Source organism: Cupriavidus sp. 01L45 (assembly GCF_056399885.1).
In genome coordinates this window covers 20,196-45,232 of the sequence record NZ_JBFTSG010000038.1, presented here as the reverse complement: position 1 = coordinate 45,232, position 25,037 = coordinate 20,196, and the positions used below count along the sequence as shown (strand labels likewise).

Sequence of the window (25,037 nt, the reverse complement as noted above, 5' to 3'; positions counted from 1 at the left end):
AACGCAGCGAAGTGCGCAGCAGGCCCGGCGCCACCGGTTAAACCCGACCACGGCCGCCATCGCAGGACGCGACAAGTCTCCCGCCGCGGTGGGCATCCCTGCGGCACAGAAGTCGGATACGCTCAAGCGGGCTCCCCCTGAAACGCTCCCGACCGGCCTAAAACGATTCTTACCTAAGCCCGGCCTAAATTAAAGGATTTGAACGCCTGGGTGCTACACGAGGCTGTTACATCAACCGTCTCGGAGTCACCATGTCGCACCCTTATCTCGCTACGCGCAAGAACTCGCGCAACCTGTACTTTCGCCGTGCCATTCCGGCAGAACTCCGCCCTATCCTGCAACGCCACGAAATCTGGATTAGCCTGAAGACACCCTGCCGCAAGACGGCCGTCACCCGGCTGCGGGAGGCCACGCGCGCATTCAACCAAACCCTTCAGCAGGCTCACGCCACGCTTCTTGGCCAGACCGCCGCTGATTGCCGGAACCACGTCCGTGGCGCAGCGTCGGGCGAATGGCTGTCCGATATCGACATTGATATCGACGTCGACGCCCTCACGCTCGAGCAAGTGGAAAGCCTGTTCGCGCGTTACCGCACCTGCGCGCTCGCCAACACAACGACAGAGCGCCAGGAACTGACGCCAGCGTTGATTGAACGCGTCGTCGAGCGTTACCGCGCCCATGCGCTTGCCAGTGAGGAGGAGCAGCGCCTGGGCATCAGCCCCGCCGAACTCGACGAGCGTCGTGCTCTCGCCACCCTCGCCAGGACACAAAGCGGCCTCGCCCGCGCCACGCGCGACGATGCCTATGTGGATGACCTGGCCCGCGATATCCTCAGCGCAGAAAAGCTGCATTTCGACCCCGCCAGTCCGACCTACAAAACGTTCCGCGCGGCGCTACTAAAGAACGAAGTCGAGACCTTGGACGAAGAACTTGCGCGACTTGCTGGCGACGGCCACGAGACGCCTCCGCTGTGGCCGCTAATCTCGCCGGCCGATACGTGGGAGGCAGCCTTCGACTCCTGGTGCGAAGGCCAGGCGCCGTCGGCGCGGTCGGTTGCCGCGGCAAGGAGCCTGGTCGAGTACTTCAAGAAGCTCACCGGGAAGGCACTGGCGGCACAAATCACGTTCGACGACATTGAAACGTACAAGCGCCGTTGCGCGGAAACCGTCTCGCTGGCGACCATCAACAAGAACCTGTCCATCCTCTCCGGCGTGCTCGGTCATGCTATCCGTGCACACCAGTGCTCGCTGCCATCGAATCCGTTCCAAGGCACCAAGTACTCCAAAAAAGCCGTGTTGAAAGGACGTCGAAGCCGTCGCGATGCATACACCGTGAGCGAGCTCAACTGCCTGCTGCGCTCGCCCGTCGTCATCGACGGAGTTCGTCCGCCTGCCGGCGCAGGCGAAGCCGCCTATTGGCTGCCACACTTGGGTTACATGACTGGGGCGCGCCTGGAGGACCTCTGCTCACTGCGGCCCGGCGATATCGTGCAGCGCGAGGGCGTCTGGTGCGCCCATTTGCACGATGCAAAACGCGAAAAGCGCCTGGGTATTTCTTCCATCATGCGCTATGTGCCCCTTCATGCGAACCTCCTCGCGATGGGATTCCTGGACTACGTGGAGCAGCGACGGATGGCGGCCCCAACGGAACGCCTGTTCCCGGCGTTGCGCCCGGATAAATGGGGAAACCACGGCAAATCCTTTGGCGCCTGGTTCAACCGCTACCTCGATGGTCTTGGCCTCGACGACCCCCGCCTGACCTTTCACGGCTTCCGGCACACGTTCCGCGCATTCTGCGAGGAATCCGGCCTCAGCCAAGCGGTCACCGATGCGCTGATGGGCAAGGCAAAGGACAACGACTATGGGCGAAACGAGGGCGGGGAAAAACGCCTACCATTCTCCGTCCTCGTTCAGGCGATGGAAAGGCTGCGTTTCCCAGGCGTCCGACTTGAACACCTGTGTGCGAACGCGTCCCGGAGCCCTTCGGAGAGCCAATGAGGGCCATGCGAAATAGCGGGAGCGCCGTGCAGGAAGTGCGAGCGAAAGAGGGCACGTTCCCCGATTTCTTTCGCTAACGCCGCTGCCTGCTTTGCGAACCGAATTCCTGCCCCTCGCGGCGCTCCGTCTCGGGAAAGTGTCTCCCCACGAAGCCGCTGGCATTTGACAATTTCCGCACATACAACAATTCCGCGACAAGCAACTCTGTCTCAACCCGCGGGCTATTACCGATATGAACGACCTCCTGGACCCCGCCATCCTCGGACGCATCGGCCTCGCTTACGATAAGAAGCCGAGCTTCGCCGAACGCGCTGCGCTCGCAGCGCTAACCCTGCCGAAGTTCTACAGCGGCAGCTTGCCGTTCGAACCGTTCTTGCTGAAGAGCAGCCTGTTCCGCCCAGGTTCGGGTTCGCGCACCCTCTATCCGACGTATACCGAACTGAGCACCTATGGCAACACGCATATCGAATATCAAGGTGAAGAACTCCGCCAGGACGACCTGCGCACACTGCTGGCCCTTCTTCGCCATCGCTCAGGCAAAATCATCGGTGATGTCATCGAATTCGTCGCCCGCCCCTTCTGCCGCGACGAGTTGGGTTGGGCAGATAGCGGTGACAGCGTTGCCAAACTCCAGGCTTGCATCCTAAGATTGCGCCGCGCTCGCATTCGGGCAGTGTTCCCTCACGCGGTCATGCACGACTTTCGTTTGGTCAGCGAAGCCTCATTCAACAAAGAGTGTTGGTCTGTCTGGTTGTCGGAGGATTTGATGCCGATACTGACGCGCAGCCTGACGTTTATGAAGGCCAGTGAGCGCCTGGCCATGAAGGACGGGCTCGCAAGCTGGTTGTATGGCTTTATTAAAGCCGATTCCTGCCTGTTGCCATTTGACCTGCACGCGATGCACGCAGCCGCGGGCTCCACCTATGCGCAAAAGGACTTCAATCGGCATGTGCGACGCCACCTCGCGGCCTTCAAGGAGAGCGGCATCGTGCACGGCTATGCTTTGCAGGGAAAGCAGTTGCGCGTCTACAGGACCAAACCATCCTGAATGGCCGGCACCCAGCGCATTCGGTATTGCGCACGGCATCTTCTGACCGGGGCGCCAGGCGGTGATGCGTGAGCCGCCATCAATCCTTGATGGTGGCAAAACCTTCCACCTTCCTCGCCATAGCGTGCTTAATACAGCACCCGCAAAATGGCAAACCCTTCCACCTTTTTGGGTGTTTTGCGGCGAAATGTTCCACTCGACACGGGTGCCAGCCCTTATCGCAACAGGCCGGAACCGTAGCCGTAATCCTTTTCAATACCTAGCTCGCGCATCTTGCGCTCGCAACTCGGAGTGCAACACAGCTTCGCCGCATGGCACGGCTGCGCGATGAGGTTCAACTCTCCCCCTAGGAGCGACTACAAGCCTTCCAAGATGGTAATCAGTCACGCGCTTCGCTCTAACGCGGCAGTTCATCAAGGATTCAACTCCGGGTGCCGGCCGGATGGGCCTGCCCTCCCCCCTTGAACGGGCCCCTCACTTTCCTACGCCATCGTTCGGCGGCGAAGCGATGTTCTTGAATCTTTCCTGTGCACTCTTCCCGTCCCTGACTGAACCCGTGCGCCATCTGCCCACGTGGACTATTCCTCGAGCCCCCCTGAACGACCCGACCGGTTAAACCGCTGAAACTACCAGCAAGCCCCGGTACGGCCGGACCACGGCGGCACTTAAACCCTGGTCAGCCACCTCCAAGCTCGACTGCCTAAAGCGACGCTCGCAGTGTCGGATGGTCCACTGCTTCCCGCCCAGACTGGCCGGCAAAATGCGACGGCGAGGGCGTTCGGCAGGGCTTGGCAGAGCACCTATAGGCCAGCACCTACGAGACGACGATGCTCAGCTTGGTGGAGACCACTGCGCACCTTTCAATCGTCAATTTGTCTGTAAGATGCGATGCGCGCTTCCGTTCAACTGAGTCTTCTCAACACGCGAACTCAGAGCAAACGCCTGCGCTGCGGAAGAAGTCCAAGAAGCCCAACATCCAGTACAGCCCAAGACGGCAGCAGCCTGTCAGGTATTCCTTCTCCCCCTTTCTTTTGACTGTAGCGATTGGCCACCTCGTTTGGTGAGGCACCCGTGGGCAGCAGGCGGAGCAAAGCGAGACTGCCGCCACGCCATCAGCCTGCGCAGCCGCCTGGTCATCCGCCACGGCGGATGCCGGCTCGTCCGCCGACGCCATGCTGGTGGCGCGAGGGGCTCCCCAAGACAACGGACTTCCACCAAACGCCGGAGGCCAACAAGGATGGTTGATGAAGCGTGGCGGAGTTGGAAAGAGTCCTTTTTTGACTCCTAGAAGCAACCAAGTTTGTATGTGACGCCCGGCCAGCCCGTGATATCTCGTCGGACCGGCTGCCAACCACTCCGTCGCAGGTCGCGTTGCGACAGCACAACGCGGCCGCCTGCTGAGTGGTAGGTGCGCCTAGCCCCCCCGGCCGCCCCGCGCAGCGCCTCGCCCCCTGAGCCCTGCCCAGAGTCGCAAGGCGCCGCGAGGTCCCCATCCCCGCCATAGTCCGCAGGCATCTGTGACAAAGCAATTGGCCAGGAACAACCAATTGGCACGGCGCCGCCAACTTTGCGACTTCATTTTAAGTCGCACGCGCTCACGTTCTTTTTAATTTTTCTGGAAATTCGTTTTAGACAGGGCGCGGTGATGGCCGCCCTCGCTATACAAAGCTCCTACCACATTGGAGTATTTAGAGATGAAGCCTGTTATCGTTACACCCCGCGCCCAGGCCTTCGCGCATAATTTCGAGCCTCACCCTCCGACGCCCCCGTACGAAGAAGACTGCCGTCGTGAACACCAACCGAATTCGTACCACCTGACATCGCAACGGCCTGGCGAAACCATGCGCCGACAATCTGACACCTCAGCCAAAAATCTGTTACGCAGCGTCAAGGCGCGGCCCGCGGCATCGTGGGCGCGTCGTAATCCCCCCCGTGCATTCACCATCGCGGAGCTCAATGCGCTGCTTGCTTCGCCCGTCTACACACAGCGAGAATGTCAGGTCAAGACCTGGGGCGACGCCGCATACTGGCTGCCCCTGTTAGGACTCTACACCGGCGCGCGCTTGCCGGAACTTTGCCGCCTCCAGCTGTCCGACGTCCTCGAACTCGAGGGGGTGTGGTGCCTGCGTTTTCGTGAGCGCAGGCGCGACGACGCGACTGCCTCACTAGCCGGGGTACGGCATGTCCCGCTCCATTCGCATTTGCTGCGGTGGGGCCTCCCTGCCTATGTCGCCGGCGAGCGCACCGCGCGCGGCAGCGGCCCGCTTTTTCCCCAGCTAGCGACGGACCGCGCCGATTACCGTGCAATGGCCTTCAGCCGCTGGTTTTCCCGCTACGTCCGACAGGAACTTGGCTTCGGCGAGCGCCCTCTCACATTCTGCAGTTTCCGGCACACTTTTGCGGCATTCGCCGGGGGCACGTCGCGCGGCAACGCCCACATCGCCATCCTAGGGGGCACCCCGGCGCTTCGGCGCGGGCGCAATGCCGGCGGCCAGGAACGCCCGGCACCTGCACAGCTCGTAGAAGTCATGCAACAACTGGTCTACCCCGCGCTTGACACCGGGCATCTCGACCGCACCCAGCCGTAAAGACAACGGGCGGCGCTCCTGCGCCGCCCGTCCTCCCCCCTAATTGCTGAGCAAAGTTCCACCAATCGCATGGATGGTAAGCGATACCCGAAGTACATCAGGTCAACGACGGCAACCGGTGGAACTTCGGCAAAGATAGTGCTTTATGCCACACAAGACCTCTCCCAGCCAGGTCTGCGGTCCTGCGGAGCAACATCACAATAGACCTCGCCGTCGGAAGCCGGTATTCGCTTCAATCCTTCCGGACCCGTCTAGGTAGCCGTGTTTGGCGAGGTCTGACATCAGTGTCGAGGCGATGAATGTGACTGCCGCAAGTGCCGCAACGTAGAAGAAGAAATACGATTCAATGTGCGCCGAATGCAGCGACAGAGCTGCGTACTCGGCAGTTCCCCCAAACGTCGCATTTGCAAGGGCATAAGGCAAGCCAACACCGAGCGCACGGACCGTCGCTGGGAACAAGTCAGCTTTTACAATCCCTGCAATTGGCGTGTAGAAGGATGCAATCAAAAGACCCGATACTACCAATCCAAATGCCGCATATGGGTTCGTTACCGAGTGCAGCGCGAAGAGTATGGGAGCTACTAGCAGCGTCGCCAGGCCAGAAAATAGCAGCATATTGGTCCTAATTCCGATTTTATCCGCCAGCAACCCAAAAATTGGTTGGCATAGCATAAATAATACCAGTGACGCCGTCATGATTATGCTAACGGTTTCTGGATTCATGCCAGCGGATACGACGAGAAACTTCTGCATGTACGTCGTAAACGTGTAGAAGTAGAGCGAACCACCTGCAGTGAATGCAAGAACCAGCAGCACTGCACGCTTATGTTGCAGCAAACCAAAAATCGAGCCCGCATCCTTCCGTTTCATCTCCTGCATGGACACCGTTTCAGTCATGGCTCTACGGAGATAAACAACCACAATTGAACTCATAGCCCCCATGAAGAAGGGTATCCGCCAACCCCATTCCATTAGTTCTGTATGGGATAAAGTATGCTGCAGAACAGTGACCGTCAACAGCGCAAGCAATTGTCCGGCAACAATTGTGAAGTACTGGAATGACCCGAAGAAACCTCGGCGACCGGCGACCGATGCCTCACTGATGTAAGTCGCTCCGGTACCATACTCCGCGCCGACCGATAAGCCTTGTAACAAGCGGGCGACAACGAGGAGAACGGGAGCAGCGACGCCGATGGTTTGATAGGTTGGTAACACGGATATCATCAGCGAGCCGGCGCACATCATGAAGACCGAGATAATCATCGATATTTTCCGACCTCGGGTATCCGCAATCCAACCGAATATCCATCCGCCTAGTGGCCGCATAAAGAACCCCACCGCGAAGACGCCGGCAGTTGCCAACAGTTGGCTCAACTGATTTCCGGAAGGGAAGAAGGCCGAGGCGAAATAGATAGAGGTATAAGCGTAGACAAAGAAATCATACCACTCGACCAGGTTTCCGGAGCAGGCACCGATAATTCCTTTGACGCGACTTTGGATAGGTTCTTGAGCAGCAAGCAAGCGCCCGTCGGCCCCCATATGGGCCACATCTTTAGGCAACATCTTTGTCTCCTGACAATGCAATTTTGCGAAAATTGCGATTTCAAAATCGCTTCCGCTAATATTTTTTGCGTAGGCTGCACTGCTCTTTATGACAGCTAATACTGCAGCTTACGTATCGGTGCCATATCTACGTCGCGAAGCGACGCGTGATGAAATAGATTTTCCTGATGCCGGCATCAAGGAACTGCATGGCCTGCACAAGGGGGGCAACTCGCATCATTGCGCCTCTCGCTCCGAAACGGGGCACGAACTGAGGTCCAAGTGAGGAGGACACCGATGAACCCATGACCTACGATTACCCGGCCTAAGGATGCGACTCGCAACCGATTGCCAGTCACCATAGGTCACAAGGCCAGAAAATCAGAATGAGCGTGGCATCCCAAGGATGTGCTCACCAACATACGAGAGAATCAGGTTCGTGGAAATCGGGGCGACCTGGTACAGACGAGTCTCACGGAACTTGCGCTCGACATCGTATTCTGCAGCGAAGCCAAAGCCACCGTGGTACTGCAAGCAGGCGTTGGCGGCTTCCCACGATGCATCCGCTGCCAACAGCTTGGCCATGTTAGCTTCCGCGCCGCAGGGCTGATGCTCGTCGAACAGCTTCGCAGCCTTGAAACGCATTAGGCTTGCTGCCTCCACGTTCACGAAGGCCTTGGCGATTGGGAACTGCACGCCTTGATTCTGGCCAATGGGGCGACCGAACACCACACGCTCGTTGACGTACTTKGTCACCTTATCGATGAACCAGTAGCCGTCTCCAATGCACTCCGCTGCAATCAGCGTACGTTCGGCGTTCAGGCCATCCAGGATGTACTTGAAACCCTTGCCCTCTTCGCCGATGAGGTTCTCCGCCGGAATCTCCAGGTTGTCGAAGAAGAGCTCATTAGTCTCGTGGTTGACCATGTTGATAATGGGCTGGACCGTCATACCCTTACCGATGGCTTCGCGCAGGTCCACGAGGAAGATGGACATTCCTTCTGACTTCTTCCTGCACTCCGCCAGCGGCGTGGTCCGTGCCAGCAGAATCATGAGGTCGGAGTGCTGGACACGCGAAATCCAGACCTTCTGCCCGTTCACGACATACTTGTCGCCTTTACGCACTGCGGTGGTCTTGATTTTTGTCGTGTCGGTGCCTGTAGTCGGCTCCGTAACCGCCATCGATTGCAGACGTAGCTCTCCGCTCGCAATCTTCGGAAGGTATTCCTTCTTTTGCGCTGCCGAGCCATGGCGCAGCAGCGTTCCCATGTTGTACATCTGCCCGTGGCAAGCGCCGGAATTACCGCCGGCGCGGTTGATTTCTTCCATGATGACCGACGCCTGCGTCAGGCCCAGCCCGGAGCCACCGTACTCCTCAGGAATCAGAGCTGCCAGCCAGCCGGCGGCCGTCAGTGCGTTGACGAACTCCTCCGGGTAGCCTCGCACCTCGTCAATCTTGCGGAAGTACTCCGAAGAGAACTGACCGCACAAATCGCGGATAGCTTCGCGGATTTCTTGATGTTCATCGACTTTGTTCAGCACGATAGTCTCCGTGTACGTTCGTTTAGCTAAGTTCGGCAGTAGCAGTCATCGCAAGCGCACCGCCCTCGTGGCGAATCCACAGTTCAACAGACTTCCCGTCCCCGCTTCGCTTCCCGCAGACGTAAAAACGCTGGGGCACGAAGGTGGGGCGAACTCCCTTGAAGGAGAAGCTGCTAACCGTGGCGTCAGGCAAGTTCCTGCGCACCAGGTCGAGGAGCAGCACGGCTAACAACGGGCCGTGGACAATGAGGTCAGGGTAATGCTCGACAGCAGTCACATACGGGTGGTCGTAGTGAATTCTGTGACCGTTGAAGGTCAGGGCGGAGAATCGGAACAGCAGCACTGGGTCGGGCACCACTTCGCGAGACCAGTCTTCGTCGGTACGCGCAGCAACCGGCTCCGGACCAGTCGCATTTGGCGAGGCTTCTTCCCTGTAGACGATGTCGTGCTCTTCGGTCACCGCAAGGCCCCGCGCTCCGGAATACTGGTGCTCCACGGTGACGAAGGCCAGTGACCCCGTCCGCCCTGTTTTGGCATTCACGTCCAGAATGGTGGACTTCTTCGATACAGTCTCACCTACGCGGAGGGGCTGATGAAACCGCAACCGCCCGCCGGCCCACATGCGTCGCGGAAGCGGCACCGGCGGCAGGAAGCCGCCTCGCTTGGCATGGCCGTCAACGCCCAGCTCAGACTGCCTGTGCAACGGCAAAAAGTACAGCCAATGCCAGAGAGGGGCGAGTGCGTCTCCGCGAACCGGTGCTGGGTCTTCACGGTCCAGGGTCGCGGAGAGCGCCTTGACGGGGAACGCGGTTATCTCGTCGTGGGACTCGGTTGAGTTGCCGACCCACTCCTTCAGCTTGGCAGTGTCCATGAACGTCTCTTCGGTCTGTTTTCTAGGCCCCCACTATGCACGGGCTAAGGGCAACTTCCCATTCGCAAGTTCGGAACGAGCCTTTCGGCTGCACAGAAAACATCGAGCATGCGTTTACCCGAATGGAGCGTTCGGAAGAACCGGATTTACGTAGCGCGAAACTGTGGCCAAGATTGGCTCAAACCATCCGATTCGGCAGACCCCCATGCGCGTCCAGATTCGTTGTCGCTCCCGAGTGGCTCTCCACAGACTCGTGCCGGCATTTCCCATGCGGATTGCCTCCTGTCACGGCGAACATGCCCTTACGCGAAATGGATTTTCACGCACTTTGCAAACGGACCGTGCTATCGACATTCCAGCTTTCGAATCAATCGACCTGCAACTGGGTGGCAGCGTGTTTTCCGCGTCTAGCTGTTATCTGGAACTCGCCGATGGGAACCTGAAGGAAATTACCCTGGGCCCATCGCACCTAAGCGCGGAAACGCCCTCATGGGCGCCGCTTCTGCGGGACATGATTTCGGGAACGGTCTTTCACCACCCACAGGAGAACTGGAATGCTCATACAGTTGCCCATGCGCTGAACACGACACCCGAACGAATCCGGACCGCTCTGTTCACGCAAGGCATGGCCTTCACGCACATATGCCGGACGCAACGTCTCATGCGCGCGCTATTCGAGTCGATACAGTTCAAGCTCTCCGTCGCGGACCTGCGGGACAGAGTGGGCTGGGGTAGCAAAGGCGACCTGGAAGCGTCGTTCTACGATTGGTTTGGCGTATCGCTCCAGACGGTCGCACGCCTGAGAGACGATGGACTGTAGTTCCTACAATGCAATGCGGAGGACGCGTGAAAAACAAGATTGGACGTGATATTCCGGAATGGGTGGGCGGCCAACGTCTGGTACCTTATGCTGGCATCACCGGTTGCCCCGAGGTGCATCGGCGCGCGGCGCCCAGCCTACGCACATTTCCCCGTGGCACTCCGAAGGTACTGCCCTCGTTGCGCGAAGCCATCGACGCGGCCGGATTGCGTGACGGCTCAACCATTTCCTTCCACCATCATCTTCGCAACGGCGATGCTGTTGCCAATGCAGTGTTGTGCGAGGCCGCGAATCAAGGCTTGCGCGGCCTGACCGTGGCCGCCAGCTCAATCTTCCCGGTACATGGCCCGTGGGTGGAACTCATGGAAGCCGGCGTCATTGGCCAGATTTACACTGGGTATGCGTCAGGTCCCGTCGCCGGCGCGGTGGCGCGCGGCGCGCTTGCCGCCCCCATGTTCATGCACACCCATGGAGGGCGCGCCCGCCTCATCGAGTCAGGCGCGTTAGCTATCGATGCCGCCTTTGTAGCTGCACCGACCGCTGACAACTATGGAAACTTGAACGGTGTGTCCGGCCCGTCAGCCTGTGGAACGCTCGGCTATGCCGAAGCCGACGTGCGCTACGCGGCCACGGTGATTGCGGTCACCGACAACCTGGTTCCCTATCCCGCCTGCCCTATCGCCATCAGCCAGGACTACATCGACTATGTGGTCCCTGTCCATTCCATCGGGGATAGCACCAGAATTGTGTCCGGGACGACCCGGCCAACCGATGAGCCCGTGGGCCTGGCCATTGCATCTCTGGCTGCTCGGGTCATCGAAGCGGCGGGCCTCCTTGGCGAGGACTTTGGCTTCCAGACCGGCGCCGGCGGCATCTCTCTCGCGGTTGCCGCGGCCCTTGGCGAAATCATGGCCCGTCGCGGTGTCAAAGGCAGCTTTGCGGCTGGAGGCATCACCGGCTACTTGGTTGAGATGCTCGAGCAAGGCCTGTTTCGCAGTCTGCTGGACGTTCAGTGCTTCGACCTACGTGCAGTGGAATCCTTCCGCACCAACCCACTTCACCAGGCAATGTCTGCCTCGATGTACGCGAATCCCTGGAACAAGGGAGCTGTTGTCAATCGCCTGAGCGCCATGGTTCTCGGTGCAGCGGAGGTCGACCTTGATTTCAATGTCAACGTGACGACCGCCAGCGACGGTCGCATCATTGGCGGGTCCGGCGGTCACAGCGACACAGCAGCCGGTGCCGAACTCGCCATCGTCACAACTCGCTTGAGAGCCGGAAACGTACCGAAGATTGTGGAGCAGGTACGTACCGTCACCACACCTGGCGCCACCATTGACGTGGTCGTGACGGAAGCAGGTATCGCAGTCAACCCGCTTCGCCTTGAGGTCAAAGAGCGACTGATTGCCTCCGGTCTTCCGGTTGTCAGCATCCACGAATTGCAGGAAAAGGCCTGCCGTGGCCTTGAGCACTATCATCAGCCCGGCACAGCCGAGGGCAAGGTGGTTGGAATCGTCGAATATCGTGACGGTACAACTCTGGATGTCATCCGTTCCATTGGAGCCTGACGAATCGAAGGCGGCGACACCAGTGTGCCGCCGCCTTCATCAGCCTGGAATGTCTTACTGCAACTCCATCAGTAGCTGGCCAGCGCGAACCTGAGCGCCTGGTTGCACGAGAATCTCCTTCACCGTCCCACTGACTTCAGCCACGACACTTGTCTCCATCTTCATTGCCTCAATTGCAGCCACGACTTCACCCTTGGCGACAACTTGCCCCACCCTGACGTTCACAGTTATCACGGCACCTTGCATCGGCGAGCCGACCAGCATCGGATTGCCGGCGGTGGCCATTCTTGCCCCCGCGGCAAGCTTCCCAGCCTCTCGCTTGCTGGCACGAACTGGGCGCGGCTGACCATTGACATCAAAGAACAAGCGCACGCCGCCCTCCTCGTCCGGCTCGGCTTGGGCGTTCAAGCCTACGAACAGCGTCTTACCCCGCTCCAGGTTCACCGCAATTTCGTTACCGGGAGTGAGCCCGTAGAAGAAGACGGGGGTGGGAAGGATGGAAACGTCATCGTACTGTTCCCGATGCGCACAGAAGTCCTTGAAGACCTTGGGATACATGAGGTACGAGGCGAGGTCGTTGTCGGAAACCGGCTGACCAATCTCTCGTTCCGCCTGGCTGCGCGCCGCTTCCAAGTCCACCAGCGGAATATGAGCGCCGGCGCGACCGACGATTGGCTTGGCACCCCGCAGGAGCTTTTGCTGCAGAGCCGAAGGGAAGCCGTCGGCTGGGTAGCCCATCTCTCCACGGAACATTGAGACGACCGATTCCGGCACCGAGGCTTCCTTCGCGGGGTCCAGGATATCGCCTGTGGACAGCTTGTTTGCGACCATGTGAAGCGCCATGTCGCCAACGACTTTCGAAGATGGCGTGACTTTAACGATATCCCCAAACATGACGTTGACATCGGCATAAGCCTGTGCGACCTCTGGCCATTGCGCCTCCAGTCCCAGCGACCGAGCTTGCTCCCGCAGGTTTGTATACTGACCGCCAGGCATCTCGTGACGGTAGACATCCGAGGTGCCCGCCCGCATCGCCGCCTCGAAGGGCTCGTAGTTCTTGCGGACTGATTCCCAGTATGTGCAGAAGGGTTGCAGGTCACGATAGCCTACTGCCGGCTTGCGCGCGTCATGCTCAAGGGCTGCGCAAATGGCACCCAGGCTTGGCTGGGACGTCAGCCCGCTCATGGAATCCATGGCGCCGTCGACCGCATCCACCCCCGCCTCCACGGCCGCCAGCACCGACGCCACGGATGCGCCGCTCGTATCGTGAGTGTGGAAGTGAATGGGAATACCCACTTCCTCCTTCAAGGCCTTCACCAGCGCGAATGCGCCCTGCGGCCTGCAAACACCTGCCATATCCTTGACTCCAAGAATATGTGCGCCGGCCTTTTCCAACGACTTTGCAATGTCAACGTAGTAGCGAATGTTGTATTTGTCTCGCGAACTGTCAAACAAATCGCCGGTGTAGCAGATTGTGCCTTCGCAAAGCGCCCCGGACGCAATGACGGCATCCATCGCCACTCGCATGTTTTCGACCCAGTTGAACGAGTCGAAAACCCGGAAAAGGTCAATGCCTTCCGCGGCAGCGCGTTTGACGAAGTGCTGCACCACGTTGTCCGCATAGTTCGTGTACCCAACGGCATTGGAGCCGCGCAGCAGCATCTGGAACAGGATATTGGGGACGGCGGCGCGTAGTGCCGCAAGGCGCTGCCACGGGTCTTCACGCAGGAACCGCATTGCCACGTCGAACGTAGCGCCACCCCAGCATTCCATTGAAAAGAGTCCCGACAACTGGCGCGCGTAGTAGGGTGCGATGGCGGTCATGTCTTGCGTGCGGAGCCGCGTTGCCAGCAGCGACTGGTGAGCATCGCGCATCGTAGTGTCGGTGAGCAAGACGCCAGAACTGTCTTTCATCCACTGGGCGAAGGCTCTGGGTCCAAGCCTGGACAGTAGCGTCCGACTTCCCTCCGGAATCTCATCGCTAACCGTCTTCAGAGGAAGCGGGTGCGACAGGATGATGGACTTGGGAACGAGGCGGCCCTTGACATCGGGATTGCCGTTGACGTTGACATCGGCGATGAAGTTCAGCAGTTTCGTCGCTCGGTCTCGGCGCTGGCGGAAACTAAACAGCTCCGGGGTATTGTCAATGAACCGGGTAGTGCAGCGCCCCGAACGAAACTCTTCATGTTCGATAACGTTCCCCAGAAACGCTAGGTTGGTCGCCACGCCCCGGACCCGGAACTCGCGCAGTGCCCGACTCATGCGCTCATTGGCCTCATCCGCATCTCGGCCCTTGCAAGTCACTTTGACGAGCAACGAATCGTAGTACGGGGTAACAACGGCCCCCGTGTAGGCTGTACCCGCATCCAGGCGAATGCCAAAGCCTGCAGCACTTCTATAGGCAGTCACCTTGCCGTGGTCAGGTGCGAATCCGTTCTCTGGGTCTTCGGTGGTAACGCGGCATTGGACAGCATGTCCGCGCAGCTTGATGCCGTCCTGGTCTGGCACCCCCGACGGGGCGTCACCAATGCTCGCCCCTTCGGTGATGCGAATTTGAGCCTTCACGATGTCGACACCCGTCACTTCCTCGGTAACGGTGTGTTCGACTTGCACTCGGGGATTTACCTCGATGAAGTAGAACTCCTCGGTGTCAGCATCCATCAGGAATTCCACCGTGCCGGCATGCGTATACGACACCGCATTCGCAAGCTTCAACGCCTCGCCGCACAAGGCATGTCGCGTGGCGTCATCTAGGTAGGGAGCGGGCGCCCGCTCCACCACCTTCTGATTTCGACGTTGCACCGAACAATCACGTTCGAACAAATGAACGATGTTGCCGTGGGTGTCGCCGAGAATCTGGACCTCCACATGCTTCGCTCTCACGATGAACTTCTCGAGGTAGACCTCGTCGTTGCCAAAGGCCGCCTTCGCTTCGCGACGGGCCGCTGCGATGGCGTCAGCCAGGTCTCCCTCCTGCTGAATCGCCCGCATGCCGCGGCCGCCTCCGCCCCAACTAGCCTTCAGCATCAGGGGGTAGCCGATGGCCGCCGCCAGCTTCCTGGCTTCCTCGATGTCATCCGGCAGAGCATTCGTGGCAGGAACCACCGGTACACCCACGCGCTCGGCCAGCGCCCTTGCGGCCACTTTGTTGCCAAGCTCCCTCATCACCTCTGGCTTCGGGCCAATGAAGGCGATGCCCTCGTGCGCGCAACGCTCGGCAAACTCCGGATTCTCGGACAGGAATCCATAGCCCGGATGGATTGCGTCTACGCCTGCTTCCCTTGCCACCCTCAAGATGTCATCGATGTCGAGGTACGCATCAACCGCCTTCTTCCCCTCGCCAACGAGGTAGCTCTCGTCCGCCTTGAAGCGATGTTGTGCAAACCGGTCCTGGTACGAGTAGATGGCTACGGTACGGATACCCAGCTCACTGGCGGCGCGCATCACGCGGATGGCGATTTCGCTCCTGTTTGCGACTAGGAGACTGCAGATTTTCTTCATCGTGGGGGCCACTTCGTAGTTGAGAATGTTGCGCGTGCATGCTTTCAATCTGGCTGCGGACCGGCCTGCCTTAGCAGGTCGACCGCGCGCGCAATGACCGGTGCATCCACCATCTCTCCGTCGAGTTGGAAGGCGCCGGGACTGGTCTTGGCTTGCTCAACGACCTTCTTCGCCCAGGCAAGCTGAGTTTCGGTGGCCCGATAGGCGCCATTCACCCCGGAGACCTGTGCTGGATGAATGCACAGCTTTGCCCCGAATCCCAGCCTCCGACCGCGCTCACTCGCCCTGTGAAGTTCATCCACATCGGAAATGGATACCGTCACCCCATCCACTGGCGAAGCAATTCCCGCAACCCGCGACGCCAAGACGAGCATCGAACGAAAGAAGAGCAACTCCTGGTCGTCTCCCTCGATGCCGAGCTCAGTCCGGAAATCCACAGTACCAAATACAAGGCGCGCTACTCCGGGTGCAGCAGCAATTTCGCTGACGTTGGCCATGCCTCTGGCGGTTTCAATAAGCGGAAGAACCTTGACCTCCGGAGGAAGATGCTTCACCACCAGAGCAATATCCGCTGCGCTTTCTGCCTTCGGCAGAATCACTCCACGGACACCGTCCTTGCGACACACTCGGATGTCGTCCTCGAACCATTGCGTCTGCGTCGCGTTGATTCGCACCATTCCAGAGCCGCCAGTTGCCAGGTAGTCCACCAAGAGGTGCCGGGCTCGGTCCTTATCGTCAGTAGAAACGGCATCCTCAAGGTCAAGAATGACCACATCGGCGCCGCAGGCGTGAGCTTTGGCAAAGCGCTCGGGGCGATTGGCCGGCACAAAGAGATAGGAACGAGCAGAGTTGTTGGTTGCCATTTGGTCAAATTCTGGTGTGCAAGCGCGCATGCCCCCGCCCTCTCGCCCACGAACGAGGCGTGAAGAGGCAGCACGAATTGAGGGAGCGGCGTCAGTCTACGGTAGAGCGTGACGTTAGATTGCGCCTTCGGTGCTCAAGCGGGAGACGTCATCACTGGTGTAGCCGAGTTCACGAAGAATGCTCTCGCTGTGCTGGCCAAGCGCGGGGATTGCATCCATCCGTGGTTCGAACGACTGCGGCATCCCAGGAGGGCGCAATGCCGGGATGACCCCCACCGGTGATTGGACCGAAGTCCAGCGCTCCCGTGCCTTGAGTTGCGGATGATTCCAGACATCCCGCATATCATTCATGCGTGCGTTAGCAATCTGCGCGTGCTCCAGGCGCTCCACTACTGCATCAATAGTCAGCGAGGAAAATGCATTGGCGATGATTTCCGTCAGCTCCACCCGGCCTTTGGCACGCAGCGAATTTGAGACAAACCGCTCATCAGTCGCAAGTTCCGGCCGCTCCAGGRCAACCCGGCAGAAGGCATCCCATTCGCGTTCATTCTGAAGCCCCAGAATGATGGTCTTCCCGTCACCGGCCGTGAACGGGCCATAAGGAAAGATGGTCGCATGCGATGCGCCGGCCCTCGGAGGCGGCGTGGCACCGTCAAAAGCGTAATAGAGTGGATAGTTCATCCATTCAACCATGCTCTCCAACATCGATACGTCAATATGCGCCCCCTTACCGGTCTTGCTGCGCTGCAACAGCGCGGCCAGGATGTTGGTGTACGCGTACATGCCTGCTGCGATGTCGGCAATGGAGCAACCCGCTTTCGAAGGGCTCTCCGGCGTGCCGGTGATAGAAACGAATCCCGACTCCGCCTGGATTAGCAGGTCATAGGCCTTCTTGTCCCGGTAGGGGCCATCATTGCCATAGCCGGAAATGTCGCAGACGATGATGCCCGGGTAGCGCTGGGAAAGCGCCTGGTACGAAAGGCCCAGGCGGTCGGCAGCGCCCGGGGCGAGGTTCTGCACAAGCACATCCGCTTTATCGAGGATTTTCTGGAGGATGGCAGGCGCTTCGCGGTGCTTGAGGTCCAGAGCAAGACTCTCCTTGGAGCGATTTGTCCACGCGAAATGCGACGACATGCCATCCACGCGCTCGTCATAACCCCGGGCGAAATCGCCAACCTTGGGTCGCTCAACCTTGATAACCCGGGCACCTAAGTCGGCCAACTGACGGGTGCAAAAGGGCGCTGCGATTGCATGTTCTAGAGATACAACGGTGATGCCATCAAGGGGACGCATAGCAGCCTTAGTAAGAAAGTACCTCGCCTGACCTACCACAGCGGGAACGGGCGAAAGAATTTGGTACGCGGCAGCTGCTCGTTACAGTAGAAGTCGCCACGCGATGCCAGCGCATCCTGCTTTACCGCCAGGTATCAACCGCATCTCGTAAGAGATGCATTTCTGCGCACGGAGGCTAGTCTCGCAGCGCGGAGCCCTGCGGTAAATCTCGAATTCTCGAACCGCTCATTCGCCTCCACCGAAAGCAGCGCTTGATAGAGCTACCATGTAACCTCGGCGGGCATTCCTCGGACAAAGTTTGCGACAAAAGTGACGCCTTGGTACAGTTATGCTGAAGGAGTACCTCATGCACTTTGATTTCGCCGACCTCCGGCTGTTCGCACGCATCGCCGAGGAGGAAAACCTATCTCGTGGGGCGAAAAAGGCATTTTTATCCCCCGCTGCGGCTAGTGCGAGACTTAAGGCGCTGGAAGACCAGTTAGGAACCCGGCTCTTCTATCGCGAAAGCAAAGGGCTGGCCCTGACTCCCGCAGGTGAGCGACTTCTTCGGCATGCGCGGGTCATCGAGCGCCAGTTCGAACACGTACGCAGCGACTTTGAGGAATTCTCCAAGGATTCAGTTGGCCATATACGCATCTTCGCAAATACGACCGCAGTCACGGAATTCATGCCCGAGGTGCTCGCCCACTTTATGGCAGAGCGGCCGGCGGTCACTGTGGACCTCCAAGAGCGCCAGACGCGAGACATTATTCGAGGGGTGTTGGACGCTAGCGCCGATTTGGGAATCATCTCTGGTCCGCTAAACTCGGAGGGTCTTGAGGTCGTCCATTTCAGTACGGACAAGCTGGTGTTGGTGACTCCTGCTCGGCATCCCCTGATTGAAAGGTCGAACGTTTCGCTTGTTGATACACTTGAGTATGAGCATGTAAGTATGCATGAAGGAAGTACACTTCACGCCTTCCTTACCGACCTCGTCCGAGACGAGCGGCGTAAGCTGCAAATTCGAATTCAGGTTCGTAGTTTTGAGGCCATGTGCCGGATGATAGAAGCCGGGGTTGGCATTGGTATCCTTCCTCTATCGGCGACCCTTCGCCATCGCCGTACGATGAAGTTGGAAATCCTGGAACTCGACGAGCCTTGGGCTATACGCGAGCGCGTAGTGATTGCTCGGGAATTGGATGGACTTCCTAGCTGCGCGAAGGCCCTCATTGACGAGCTTATCAAAGTCGCGGAGGCCGCAGGGGGCAGTCCGAGCGGAAGCGTAGCCTGAGGGGCTGGTCTCGCCTGATGACAACACGCCAAGGCAATACACCCTCTTCCGCTCACGCCCAACCAGCAAACATCCATCGCGACAACACCGCGTTCATGGATGGTGTTTTGATGGCCCTTGAAGCATTCAGGGTTTAGAAGCTTTTATCGGGCAGGACTGACGGCACCTCATTGCCGGAGTCCTGCCCCACTCCGTGGGACGCAAGACGAACGGAACATGCTCACTCACGAATCTGGATGATTGCCTCGATTTCAACCGTCATTCCATGGGGAAGGGAGCTCATACCAACCGCCGAGCGGGCGTGCAACCCCTTCTCCCCAAAGATACTCACCAGAAGGTCTGAGCAGCCATCGATGACCCGGGAATGATTCTTGAAACTCGGAGTAGCATGCACCATACCCAACAGCTTGACTATTGCCTCCACACGACTCAGGTCCCCGAGAGCTAGCTTGATGCTCGCAAGCATGTTCAACGCCGTAAGCCGTGCATCCTCATACGCCGCCGACGCTTGTTCCAGCGAATCCAGCCGGCCTAGTCGATAGGTATTGTTGGGTAGACGAGGCCCATGGCCCGACAGGTAAAGCATGCTCCCGACCACCCGATAGGGCACGTATGTGCCATTGGGGGGTAAGGCCGCCGGGAGTTCCAGTCCAAGTTCCAAGAGTCTTTCTTCAGGACTCATGAGTTGTTTCCCCCTGTACTCCCAACTATTGCCCGCGTGTACACGCCAGCATCCACATTTCCGCCAGAGCAGATAACCACAACGTTCTTCCCAACCAGGTCGGCCTTCCTCGCCAACAGCGCCCCCAGCGAAGCTGCGCCACCAGGCTCGACGACGAGCTTCAGCAGGCGGAATGCTGTCGCTACTGCGCACAACGCCTCATCGTCGTTCACGCTCAGCGCCTTCACATCGTGACGCAAGAGTACGCTGAGAGGCTTGGTGCCCGCAACGGGACCGGCTATGGCATCCATCACAGTTTTTGGAACTGAGCTGTTCTTCTCGGGAACACCACTCACCAATGACAGCGCCATCTTCTCATATCCGGCCGGCTCCACAATGTACGCCCGAACATTCGGCCACACTGCCTTCACCGCCGTGATTACCCCCGACGAAAGGCCGCCGCCACTGCAGTTGACCAGGATGGCATCCGGCACTACCCCGCGCGCCTCCAACTGCTCGCAAATCTCTAATCCGGCGGTACCTTGCCCTGCCATGACGTCATAGTCATYGAACGGCGAAATAAAGGTCAGTCCTCGCTCCTTCATGATGTGACGTGTTACGATTTCGCGGTCCTCCGTCTGCTGGTCATACAAAACAATCTCCGCTCCCCACCAGCGGCAGCTCTCAATCTTGATTTCAGCCGCGGTCTTCGGCAAAACAATGACGGCGGGGCATCCTATAAACTTGGCACCCGCGGCAACTCCCTGACCGTGGTTGCCAGCAGAAAATGTAATTACGCCTCTGCTAAGTTCCTCCGCATTCAGAGAGAGCATCTTGTTCAACGCTCCCCTTATCTTGAAGGAACCTGTACGCTGCAGCGGCTCGGCCTTCACGTATACGTTGCAGCCGCACGCTTCATCCAGCATGGGCGATTCGATGATGGGGGTCCGAATAATGTACCCAGACAAACGTTCTGCGGCAGCCCGTATGGCCGCGATATCGAATTGTTTCATCCTACATGCGCTCAGATTGTTCAGCGAGATGCGCTTAAAGCGCCAAGCCGATAAGGTAAATCAATGGGTCCGCAGGTCGCTCAAAAACTTCTTGGCACGGTCACTCTGCGGGTTGGAAAAGAAGGTGTCTGGGTTACCGCTCTCGACTAGGCAACCGTTGTCCATGAACCAAACACGGTCAGCGACCTCGCGTGCGAAGTTCATTTCGTGCGTGACGCACATCATTGTCATCCCGTCCCGTGCAAGGCTCTTCATCACCTGCAGTACCTCGCCCACCATTTCCGGGTCCAGTGCGCTTGTTGGCTCGTCAAACAGCATGGCTGGYGGGTCCATAGCAAGTGCGCGCGCAATGGCAACACGCTGTTGCTGCCCCCCAGAAAGCTGCCCGGGATAAGAGTCCGCCTTACTCGCCAAGCCGACGCGTTCCAGCAATTGCGCGGCTCGTTGCCGAGCATCCGATTTCTTCTTCTTTTGAACAGACATCGGGGCAAGCATAATATTTTCCGCCACGGACAAGTGGGGAAACAGATTGAAGCTTTGAAAGACAAAACCAACGTGACTGCGGAACTTGTTGATGTCGAGTGCCGGCGAATTTACGTCCTGTCCACCAAACTCAATCGTCCCCTTCTGAATGTCCTCCAGGCGGTTTACTGTTCGAATCAGCGTCGACTTCCCCGAACCGGACGGGCCACATACAACAATCACCTCCCCCCGTGCAACCTCGGCAGTTATGTCGTTGAGGGCGTGATAGCTTCCGTACCATTTGTTAACGCGTTTGAAATTAATCATTGGAATCTGAGATGCTGCACTGTTTTGCATTGAAAATACCTCCAATGACCGTTAAATTAGTCAACGACGACTGCCGGCGACACCACTGATACGGAGGCAGCGTCACGACGGACGCCCGTACGCTTGTTGGTGATGCGGCGCTCTACATAGCGCGCCAAAGATGTCAGAGCGAAGCCGAGCAAGAAATAGACCGCAGCAAGGATGAGGAACACCTCAAACGGCTTGGTGAGAAGTATGCTGTTCACCTGGTTTGCAGCAAAAGTCAGTTCATTGACGCTAATGACATAAGCAAGTGACGTGTCCTTGATGATGGAGACAAACTGGCTAATCATCGAAGGAATCATGTTGTACAGTGCCTGGGGAAGGACCACCTTTCTCATTGTCTGCATATAGGAGAGGCCGACTGCACGAGCTGCTTCCGTCTGTCCCTTCGGCAAACCCTCTATGCCCGCGCGAATGATTTCTGAGATATAGGCGCCCTCATAGATGACGAGTGTCACCAGCATCGTCGTGAATCCGCTCACTGTCCGCCCAATCAAGATGGGTACAAAGAAATACACCCAGAAGATGAACATGAGCAGTGGAACGCCACGGACGAGATACACAAGACAGACGGCAGGTTTGTTCAACCAACTTATGGGTGACACACGGGCGAGCGCAACGAGAATCCCGAGCGGAAACGCCAGCAGAAGACCGAGCAGGGAAAGTAGCAGCGTAATAGCCAGTCCCCCAAGGGGGCCGTTAGAATACTGCCCCATTAGCAGAATCTCGCCGTTCTCGCAAAGAATTGAAATAATGGAGTCCACGGCTTACCTCGTCTTCAGTCGATAGTGGCGCTCAAGGGCAGAGCCGCCAGCCATGATTAGCAGAGAGACACCGAGGTATGCGATGGTCGTGAACAGATAGACCTCGACCGTGCGAAAAGTTGCGCTCTCAATCTCTCTCGTCACATAAGTCAGTTCTACCACCCCAATCGTCATGGCAAGGCTGGTGTTCTTGACGAGCAGGACGGTGTGGCTAATCATCGGGGGCAAAGCGATTCGTGCCGCCTGCGGCAGTATGACCTTCCGGCAAGCCTGGAGATAGGTCATACCCAGGGCGCGGGATGCCTCTAGCTGTGCCTTGGATATCGAGCGAATTCCACCCCGAAGGTCCTCCGACATATATGCTGCCATGCAGAGACCGATGGCTATGAAGGCGAAGACGAATTCACTGTTGTTCGTGTTGAACCACATCTGGACCGACTCCGGAAGCAATGTCGGAAGCCCAAAGTACCAGAGGAACACCTGCACCAGGATGGGCACGCTTTGGTGATACTCAACATAGGCAGCCACCGCCGCTTGCCCCCAGCGATTGTTGCTCAACCGGACAACCGCTAGGACGGTTCCGAGCACAATCGCAAGCAACCAGGATAGCGTGGCTAGCTCTAGCCACGTCACGACTCCGCTTGCTATCAGGCGTGGATACTCGGCCTGCAAAAGTATTGAGAAATCCAACTTCATAGGTAATGCGCCAAGTGGGTGTTCGGGAAGGGCCGGCGTACGCCGGCCCACAAGTCGTTAGCCTTTGATTGGCTCAACTTTGAAGTCGCGGCGCATCTTGTACTGCGTGCCACTGCCCAGCCACTTGTCGAAGATGCGTGTCGCCTCTCCCGATTTTTCCATCGACTGCAGCACTCCGTTCACGTGACTCGCGAAGCCGGCTTCCCCTTTGCGCATCCCAAGCCCCCAGTATTCGTGCATGACCGGCGGTTCGAGGATTTCGATGGGCGTCGTCGCCTCTGCCTGCATCTTCAATTTGACCAACATCATCTCGCCAAGTGCCAAACCGTCCACTCGGCCCTGCTGCAGTGCCAAGAAGGCAGCGGGCGCGTCCTGATAGGTTACGGTTGTTGCCGTCGGGACTGTCTTCTTGACGGCCATCTCCGACGTCGACCCCTTATTCGCGCTCACGCGCTTTCCCGCGAGGTCAGCCGTAGTTTTCAGTCCTTCCGAGCGTTTCACCGCCACTTTGGTCAGACTGACAAAGTACTGGTCGCTGTAACCAATTTGTTCGGCCCGTTCCGGCGTCCAGCCAAGTGCGGCTGCAAGGATGTCCACTCGCCCCTGCTGTAGCTCGGGAATCCGCGCCGCGGTCGCAATCAGCTTGAGTTCGAGCTTCACACCCAGGCTCTTGGCAATCGCGCTGCAGAAATCCACGTCGTACCCTTGTACTTCCCTGGTCTGGGCATTGGTGAAGCTAAATGGCTCGATAGTGCCCAACACGCCGCAAACCAGTGCACCTCGCTGCTTGATGTCCGCCAGCTGGTCCGCGAAGGCACTGACTGTAGTCAGCGAGAGGCTCACGGCTGCAATAGCGATTGCCGACAACTTACGCATGGAATTCATCCTTTCAGGTCTTGGGGATTGGAAGCCTCAGCAAGGGCTGAGGCTCGGAACTGCGACGCACGCGTGGGGCACGCGAACGTCCCTGGCTCGAAATAGATGGAGCAAGAGTCGCCCGTCTTGTTACCTGCTTTCCACGGGCATCCGGCCCGTGTATGACGGACCGTTGCATTTTCGAAGGTCTCCGGCCTCCCTACCCCTCCTCAGCTAGAGGGGGCGAGATTCTCTCTTTTTGCCTCTCGGGAGGAGAAATTGTTGGATGCATTTTGATACCAGAATACAATTACAACAAACGAGTTTTATCGATGCGATTCGATGAATAGAAGCAATGTGTTTTAGTGGTTATCCCTAGCAAGGTGCACTGTGGTTACGTTTAAACAACTTGAGGCAATATTCTGGGTCGTGCAAGCGGGCGGATTCGCGCAAGCCGCCCTGAGGTTGCACACAACCCAGTCCGCAGTCTCCAAAAGGGTGCAGGAGCTCGAACAACTCTTCAACACGCAATTGTTCGACCGCGGAACAAGAACCGCCCGGCTGACGGAAAAAGGGGAAGAGATGTTCTTGTTGGCAAAGAAGCTTCTGGCGGAACGGGATGCAGCGATGGAGCAATTCACCCAACCGGACGCGATGCAGCGTCGGGTTCGCATTGGCGTTACCGAGCTATCGGCCATGACCTGGCTACCCCGACTGGTCAATCAGATTCACGAACACTATCCACGAGTCGTCATCGAGCCCGAAGTGGATATGAGCACTAAGCTACGGGACAAGCTCCTGGCGGACGAGCTTGATTTGATGGTAGTGCCCGATGCTTATACAGATGCGCGCTTTGCATCAAAGGTAGTAGGCAAAGTTGAGAACGCGTGGATGTGCAAGCCCGGATTGCTTGACGCTCAGCGGCCAATCCAGATACACGAACTCGCGGCGAGGCGCGTACTCGTGGACAAGTCTGGCACGGGGATTATTTACGACAGCTGGTTCAAGTCGATAGGATTTCGCCCCGTCAACGTTATCGTCAGCAATAGCATCGTGGCATTGATAGCCCTTACCATATCCGGGTTCGGAGTGAGCTACTTCCCGAAAGACTGCCTTCGTCAGATGCAAAGCGCTGGACTTCTCGATGTCCTTGAAGTTAATCCGCCGCTACCGGATGCCACCTACGTGGCGATGTACAAGTCGGACCAACGAAGCACGCTGATTGCAGCCATCGTCATGCTCGCTCAGGAGTGCTGCGATTTTTCTACAATTTTCCAGACGGCGTGATGAATGCCGGCCAGCCATCACCTTAGC

General features: G+C 58.2%; 19 protein-coding genes. 7 read left to right on the top strand and 12 right to left on the bottom strand.

The features are described from left to right. Nucleotides 1–251: 251 nt before the first annotated feature. The 3 genes from AC1DT6_RS24825 (at nucleotide 252) to AC1DT6_RS24815 (ending at nucleotide 5,633) form a co-directional block, all read left to right on the top strand. Entirely contained in the window at nucleotides 252–1,997 is a 1,746-nt protein-coding gene (locus AC1DT6_RS24825) for a DUF6538 domain-containing protein (protein ID WP_441634812.1), read from the top strand. Between the two features lie 232 nt (nucleotides 1,998–2,229). After that, complete coding sequence (locus tag AC1DT6_RS24820) at nucleotides 2,230–3,045, top strand: replication initiation protein (RefSeq protein WP_441634810.1); 816 nt, start codon at nucleotides 2,230–2,232, stop codon at nucleotides 3,043–3,045. A 1,841-nt stretch (nucleotides 3,046–4,886) separates the two neighbouring features. Continuing rightward, complete coding sequence (locus tag AC1DT6_RS24815; protein ID WP_441634808.1) at nucleotides 4,887–5,633, top strand: site-specific integrase; 747 nt, start codon at nucleotides 4,887–4,889, stop codon at nucleotides 5,631–5,633. 195 nt (nucleotides 5,634–5,828) lie between these two features. On the opposite strand, the gene AC1DT6_RS24810 is transcribed toward AC1DT6_RS24815, so the two are convergent. The 3 genes from AC1DT6_RS24810 to AC1DT6_RS24800 form a co-directional block, all read right to left on the bottom strand. Further along, a complete protein-coding gene (locus tag AC1DT6_RS24810; protein ID WP_441634806.1) occupies nucleotides 5,829–7,196 on the bottom strand; it encodes an MFS family transporter in 1,368 nt (455 codons plus the stop codon). Between the two features lie 360 nt (nucleotides 7,197–7,556). Continuing rightward, complete coding sequence (locus AC1DT6_RS24805) at nucleotides 7,557–8,717, bottom strand: acyl-CoA dehydrogenase family protein (RefSeq protein ID WP_477102907.1); 1,161 nt, start codon at nucleotides 8,715–8,717, stop codon at nucleotides 7,557–7,559. Between the two features lie 22 nt (nucleotides 8,718–8,739). Beyond that, entirely contained in the window at nucleotides 8,740–9,588 is an 849-nt protein-coding gene (locus AC1DT6_RS24800; protein WP_441634802.1) for an HTD2 family dehydratase, read from the bottom strand. A 268-nt stretch (nucleotides 9,589–9,856) separates the two neighbouring features. Here AC1DT6_RS24800 and AC1DT6_RS24795 point away from each other — a divergent pair, with 268 nt between their 5' ends. Both AC1DT6_RS24795 and citF read left to right on the top strand, forming a co-directional pair. Continuing rightward, entirely contained in the window at nucleotides 9,857–10,408 is a 552-nt protein-coding gene (locus AC1DT6_RS24795) for a hypothetical protein (RefSeq protein ID WP_441634800.1), read from the top strand. A gap of 26 nt (nucleotides 10,409–10,434) precedes the next feature. Then, entirely contained in the window at nucleotides 10,435–11,976 is a 1,542-nt protein-coding gene (gene citF, locus AC1DT6_RS24790; RefSeq protein ID WP_441634798.1) for a citrate lyase subunit alpha, read from the top strand. Nucleotides 11,977–12,030: 54 nt separating this feature from the next. Here the strand turns inward: citF and AC1DT6_RS24785 are convergent, their stop codons facing one another. From AC1DT6_RS24785 to AC1DT6_RS24775, 3 genes are all read right to left on the bottom strand, one after another. Further along, complete coding sequence (locus tag AC1DT6_RS24785; RefSeq protein ID WP_441634826.1) at nucleotides 12,031–15,477, bottom strand: pyruvate carboxylase; 3,447 nt, start codon at nucleotides 15,475–15,477, stop codon at nucleotides 12,031–12,033. A gap of 44 nt (nucleotides 15,478–15,521) precedes the next feature. Further along, entirely contained in the window at nucleotides 15,522–16,340 is an 819-nt protein-coding gene (locus AC1DT6_RS24780) for an HpcH/HpaI aldolase/citrate lyase family protein (protein ID WP_441634796.1), read from the bottom strand. Between the two features lie 114 nt (nucleotides 16,341–16,454). Then, nucleotides 16,455–17,633, bottom strand: a complete 1,179-nt coding sequence (locus AC1DT6_RS24775; protein WP_477114975.1) for a CaiB/BaiF CoA transferase family protein — start codon at nucleotides 17,631–17,633, stop codon at nucleotides 16,455–16,457. Between the two features lie 346 nt (nucleotides 17,634–17,979). Here AC1DT6_RS24775 and AC1DT6_RS24770 point away from each other — a divergent pair, with 346 nt between their 5' ends. After that, nucleotides 17,980–18,903, top strand: coding sequence for a LysR family transcriptional regulator (locus tag AC1DT6_RS24770; RefSeq protein WP_441634792.1), 924 nt, complete (start codon nucleotides 17,980–17,982; stop codon nucleotides 18,901–18,903). Nucleotides 18,904–19,123: 220 nt separating this feature from the next. On the opposite strand, the gene AC1DT6_RS24765 is transcribed toward AC1DT6_RS24770, so the two are convergent. Genes AC1DT6_RS24765 through AC1DT6_RS24740 form a run of 6 tightly spaced genes read right to left on the bottom strand, consistent with a single transcriptional unit; the run spans nucleotide 19,124 to nucleotide 23,744 of the window. Beyond that, complete coding sequence (locus AC1DT6_RS24765; protein ID WP_441634790.1) at nucleotides 19,124–19,585, bottom strand: RidA family protein; 462 nt, start codon at nucleotides 19,583–19,585, stop codon at nucleotides 19,124–19,126. Then, the gene (locus AC1DT6_RS24760; RefSeq protein ID WP_477114974.1) at nucleotides 19,582–20,577 is read right to left on the bottom strand and encodes a threonine ammonia-lyase; all 996 of its coding nucleotides are present in this window, start codon (nucleotides 20,575–20,577) and stop codon (nucleotides 19,582–19,584) included. Before AC1DT6_RS24760 ends, AC1DT6_RS24765 begins: the two co-directional genes overlap by 4 nt. A 60-nt stretch (nucleotides 20,578–20,637) precedes the next feature. Further along, nucleotides 20,638–21,366 (bottom strand): amino acid ABC transporter ATP-binding protein, encoded by a 729-nt coding sequence (locus AC1DT6_RS24755; RefSeq protein WP_441634825.1) that lies wholly within the window; start codon nucleotides 21,364–21,366, stop codon nucleotides 20,638–20,640. A gap of 56 nt (nucleotides 21,367–21,422) precedes the next feature. After that, nucleotides 21,423–22,163 carry an amino acid ABC transporter permease gene (locus tag AC1DT6_RS24750; protein ID WP_441634823.1) on the bottom strand — a complete coding sequence of 247 codons (741 nt, stop codon included), beginning with the start codon at nucleotides 22,161–22,163 and terminating at the stop codon, nucleotides 21,423–21,425. A gap of 12 nt (nucleotides 22,164–22,175) precedes the next feature. Further along, nucleotides 22,176–22,868 carry an amino acid ABC transporter permease gene (locus AC1DT6_RS24745; RefSeq protein ID WP_441634786.1) on the bottom strand — a complete coding sequence of 231 codons (693 nt, stop codon included), beginning with the start codon at nucleotides 22,866–22,868 and terminating at the stop codon, nucleotides 22,176–22,178. Nucleotides 22,869–22,925: 57 nt separating this feature from the next. Next, nucleotides 22,926–23,744 (bottom strand): ABC transporter substrate-binding protein, encoded by an 819-nt coding sequence (locus AC1DT6_RS24740; RefSeq protein ID WP_441634784.1) that lies wholly within the window; start codon nucleotides 23,742–23,744, stop codon nucleotides 22,926–22,928. 369 nt (nucleotides 23,745–24,113) lie between these two features. On the opposite strand from AC1DT6_RS24740, the gene AC1DT6_RS24735 reads away from it, so the two are divergent. After that, nucleotides 24,114–25,010, top strand: coding sequence for a LysR family transcriptional regulator (locus AC1DT6_RS24735; protein WP_441634782.1), 897 nt, complete (start codon nucleotides 24,114–24,116; stop codon nucleotides 25,008–25,010). Nucleotides 25,011–25,037: the final 27 nt, after the last annotated feature.

Coding starts and splice junctions, on each gene's coding strand:
- AC1DT6_RS24765 (WP_441634790.1), bottom strand. CDS start 19,585: ATGAGTCCTGAAGAAAGACTCTTGGAACTTGGACTGGAACTCCCGGCG.
- AC1DT6_RS24795 (WP_441634800.1), top strand. CDS start 9,857: ATGCGGATTGCCTCCTGTCACGGCGAACATGCCCTTACGCGAAATGGA.
- AC1DT6_RS24745 (WP_441634786.1), bottom strand. CDS start 22,868: ATGAAGTTGGATTTCTCAATACTTTTGCAGGCCGAGTATCCACGCCTG.
- AC1DT6_RS24740 (WP_441634784.1), bottom strand. CDS start 23,744: ATGCGTAAGTTGTCGGCAATCGCTATTGCAGCCGTGAGCCTCTCGCTG.
- AC1DT6_RS24825 (WP_441634812.1), top strand. CDS start 252: ATGTCGCACCCTTATCTCGCTACGCGCAAGAACTCGCGCAACCTGTAC.
- AC1DT6_RS24820 (WP_441634810.1), top strand. CDS start 2,230: ATGAACGACCTCCTGGACCCCGCCATCCTCGGACGCATCGGCCTCGCT.
- AC1DT6_RS24810 (WP_441634806.1), bottom strand. CDS start 7,196: ATGTTGCCTAAAGATGTGGCCCATATGGGGGCCGACGGGCGCTTGCTT.
- AC1DT6_RS24815 (WP_441634808.1), top strand. CDS start 4,887: ATGCGCCGACAATCTGACACCTCAGCCAAAAATCTGTTACGCAGCGTC.
- AC1DT6_RS24780 (WP_441634796.1), bottom strand. CDS start 16,340: ATGGCAACCAACAACTCTGCTCGTTCCTATCTCTTTGTGCCGGCCAAT.
- AC1DT6_RS24770 (WP_441634792.1), top strand. CDS start 17,980: ATGCACTTTGATTTCGCCGACCTCCGGCTGTTCGCACGCATCGCCGAG.
- AC1DT6_RS24800 (WP_441634802.1), bottom strand. CDS start 9,588: ATGGACACTGCCAAGCTGAAGGAGTGGGTCGGCAACTCAACCGAGTCC.
- AC1DT6_RS24785 (WP_441634826.1), bottom strand. CDS start 15,477: ATGAAGAAAATCTGCAGTCTCCTAGTCGCAAACAGGAGCGAAATCGCC.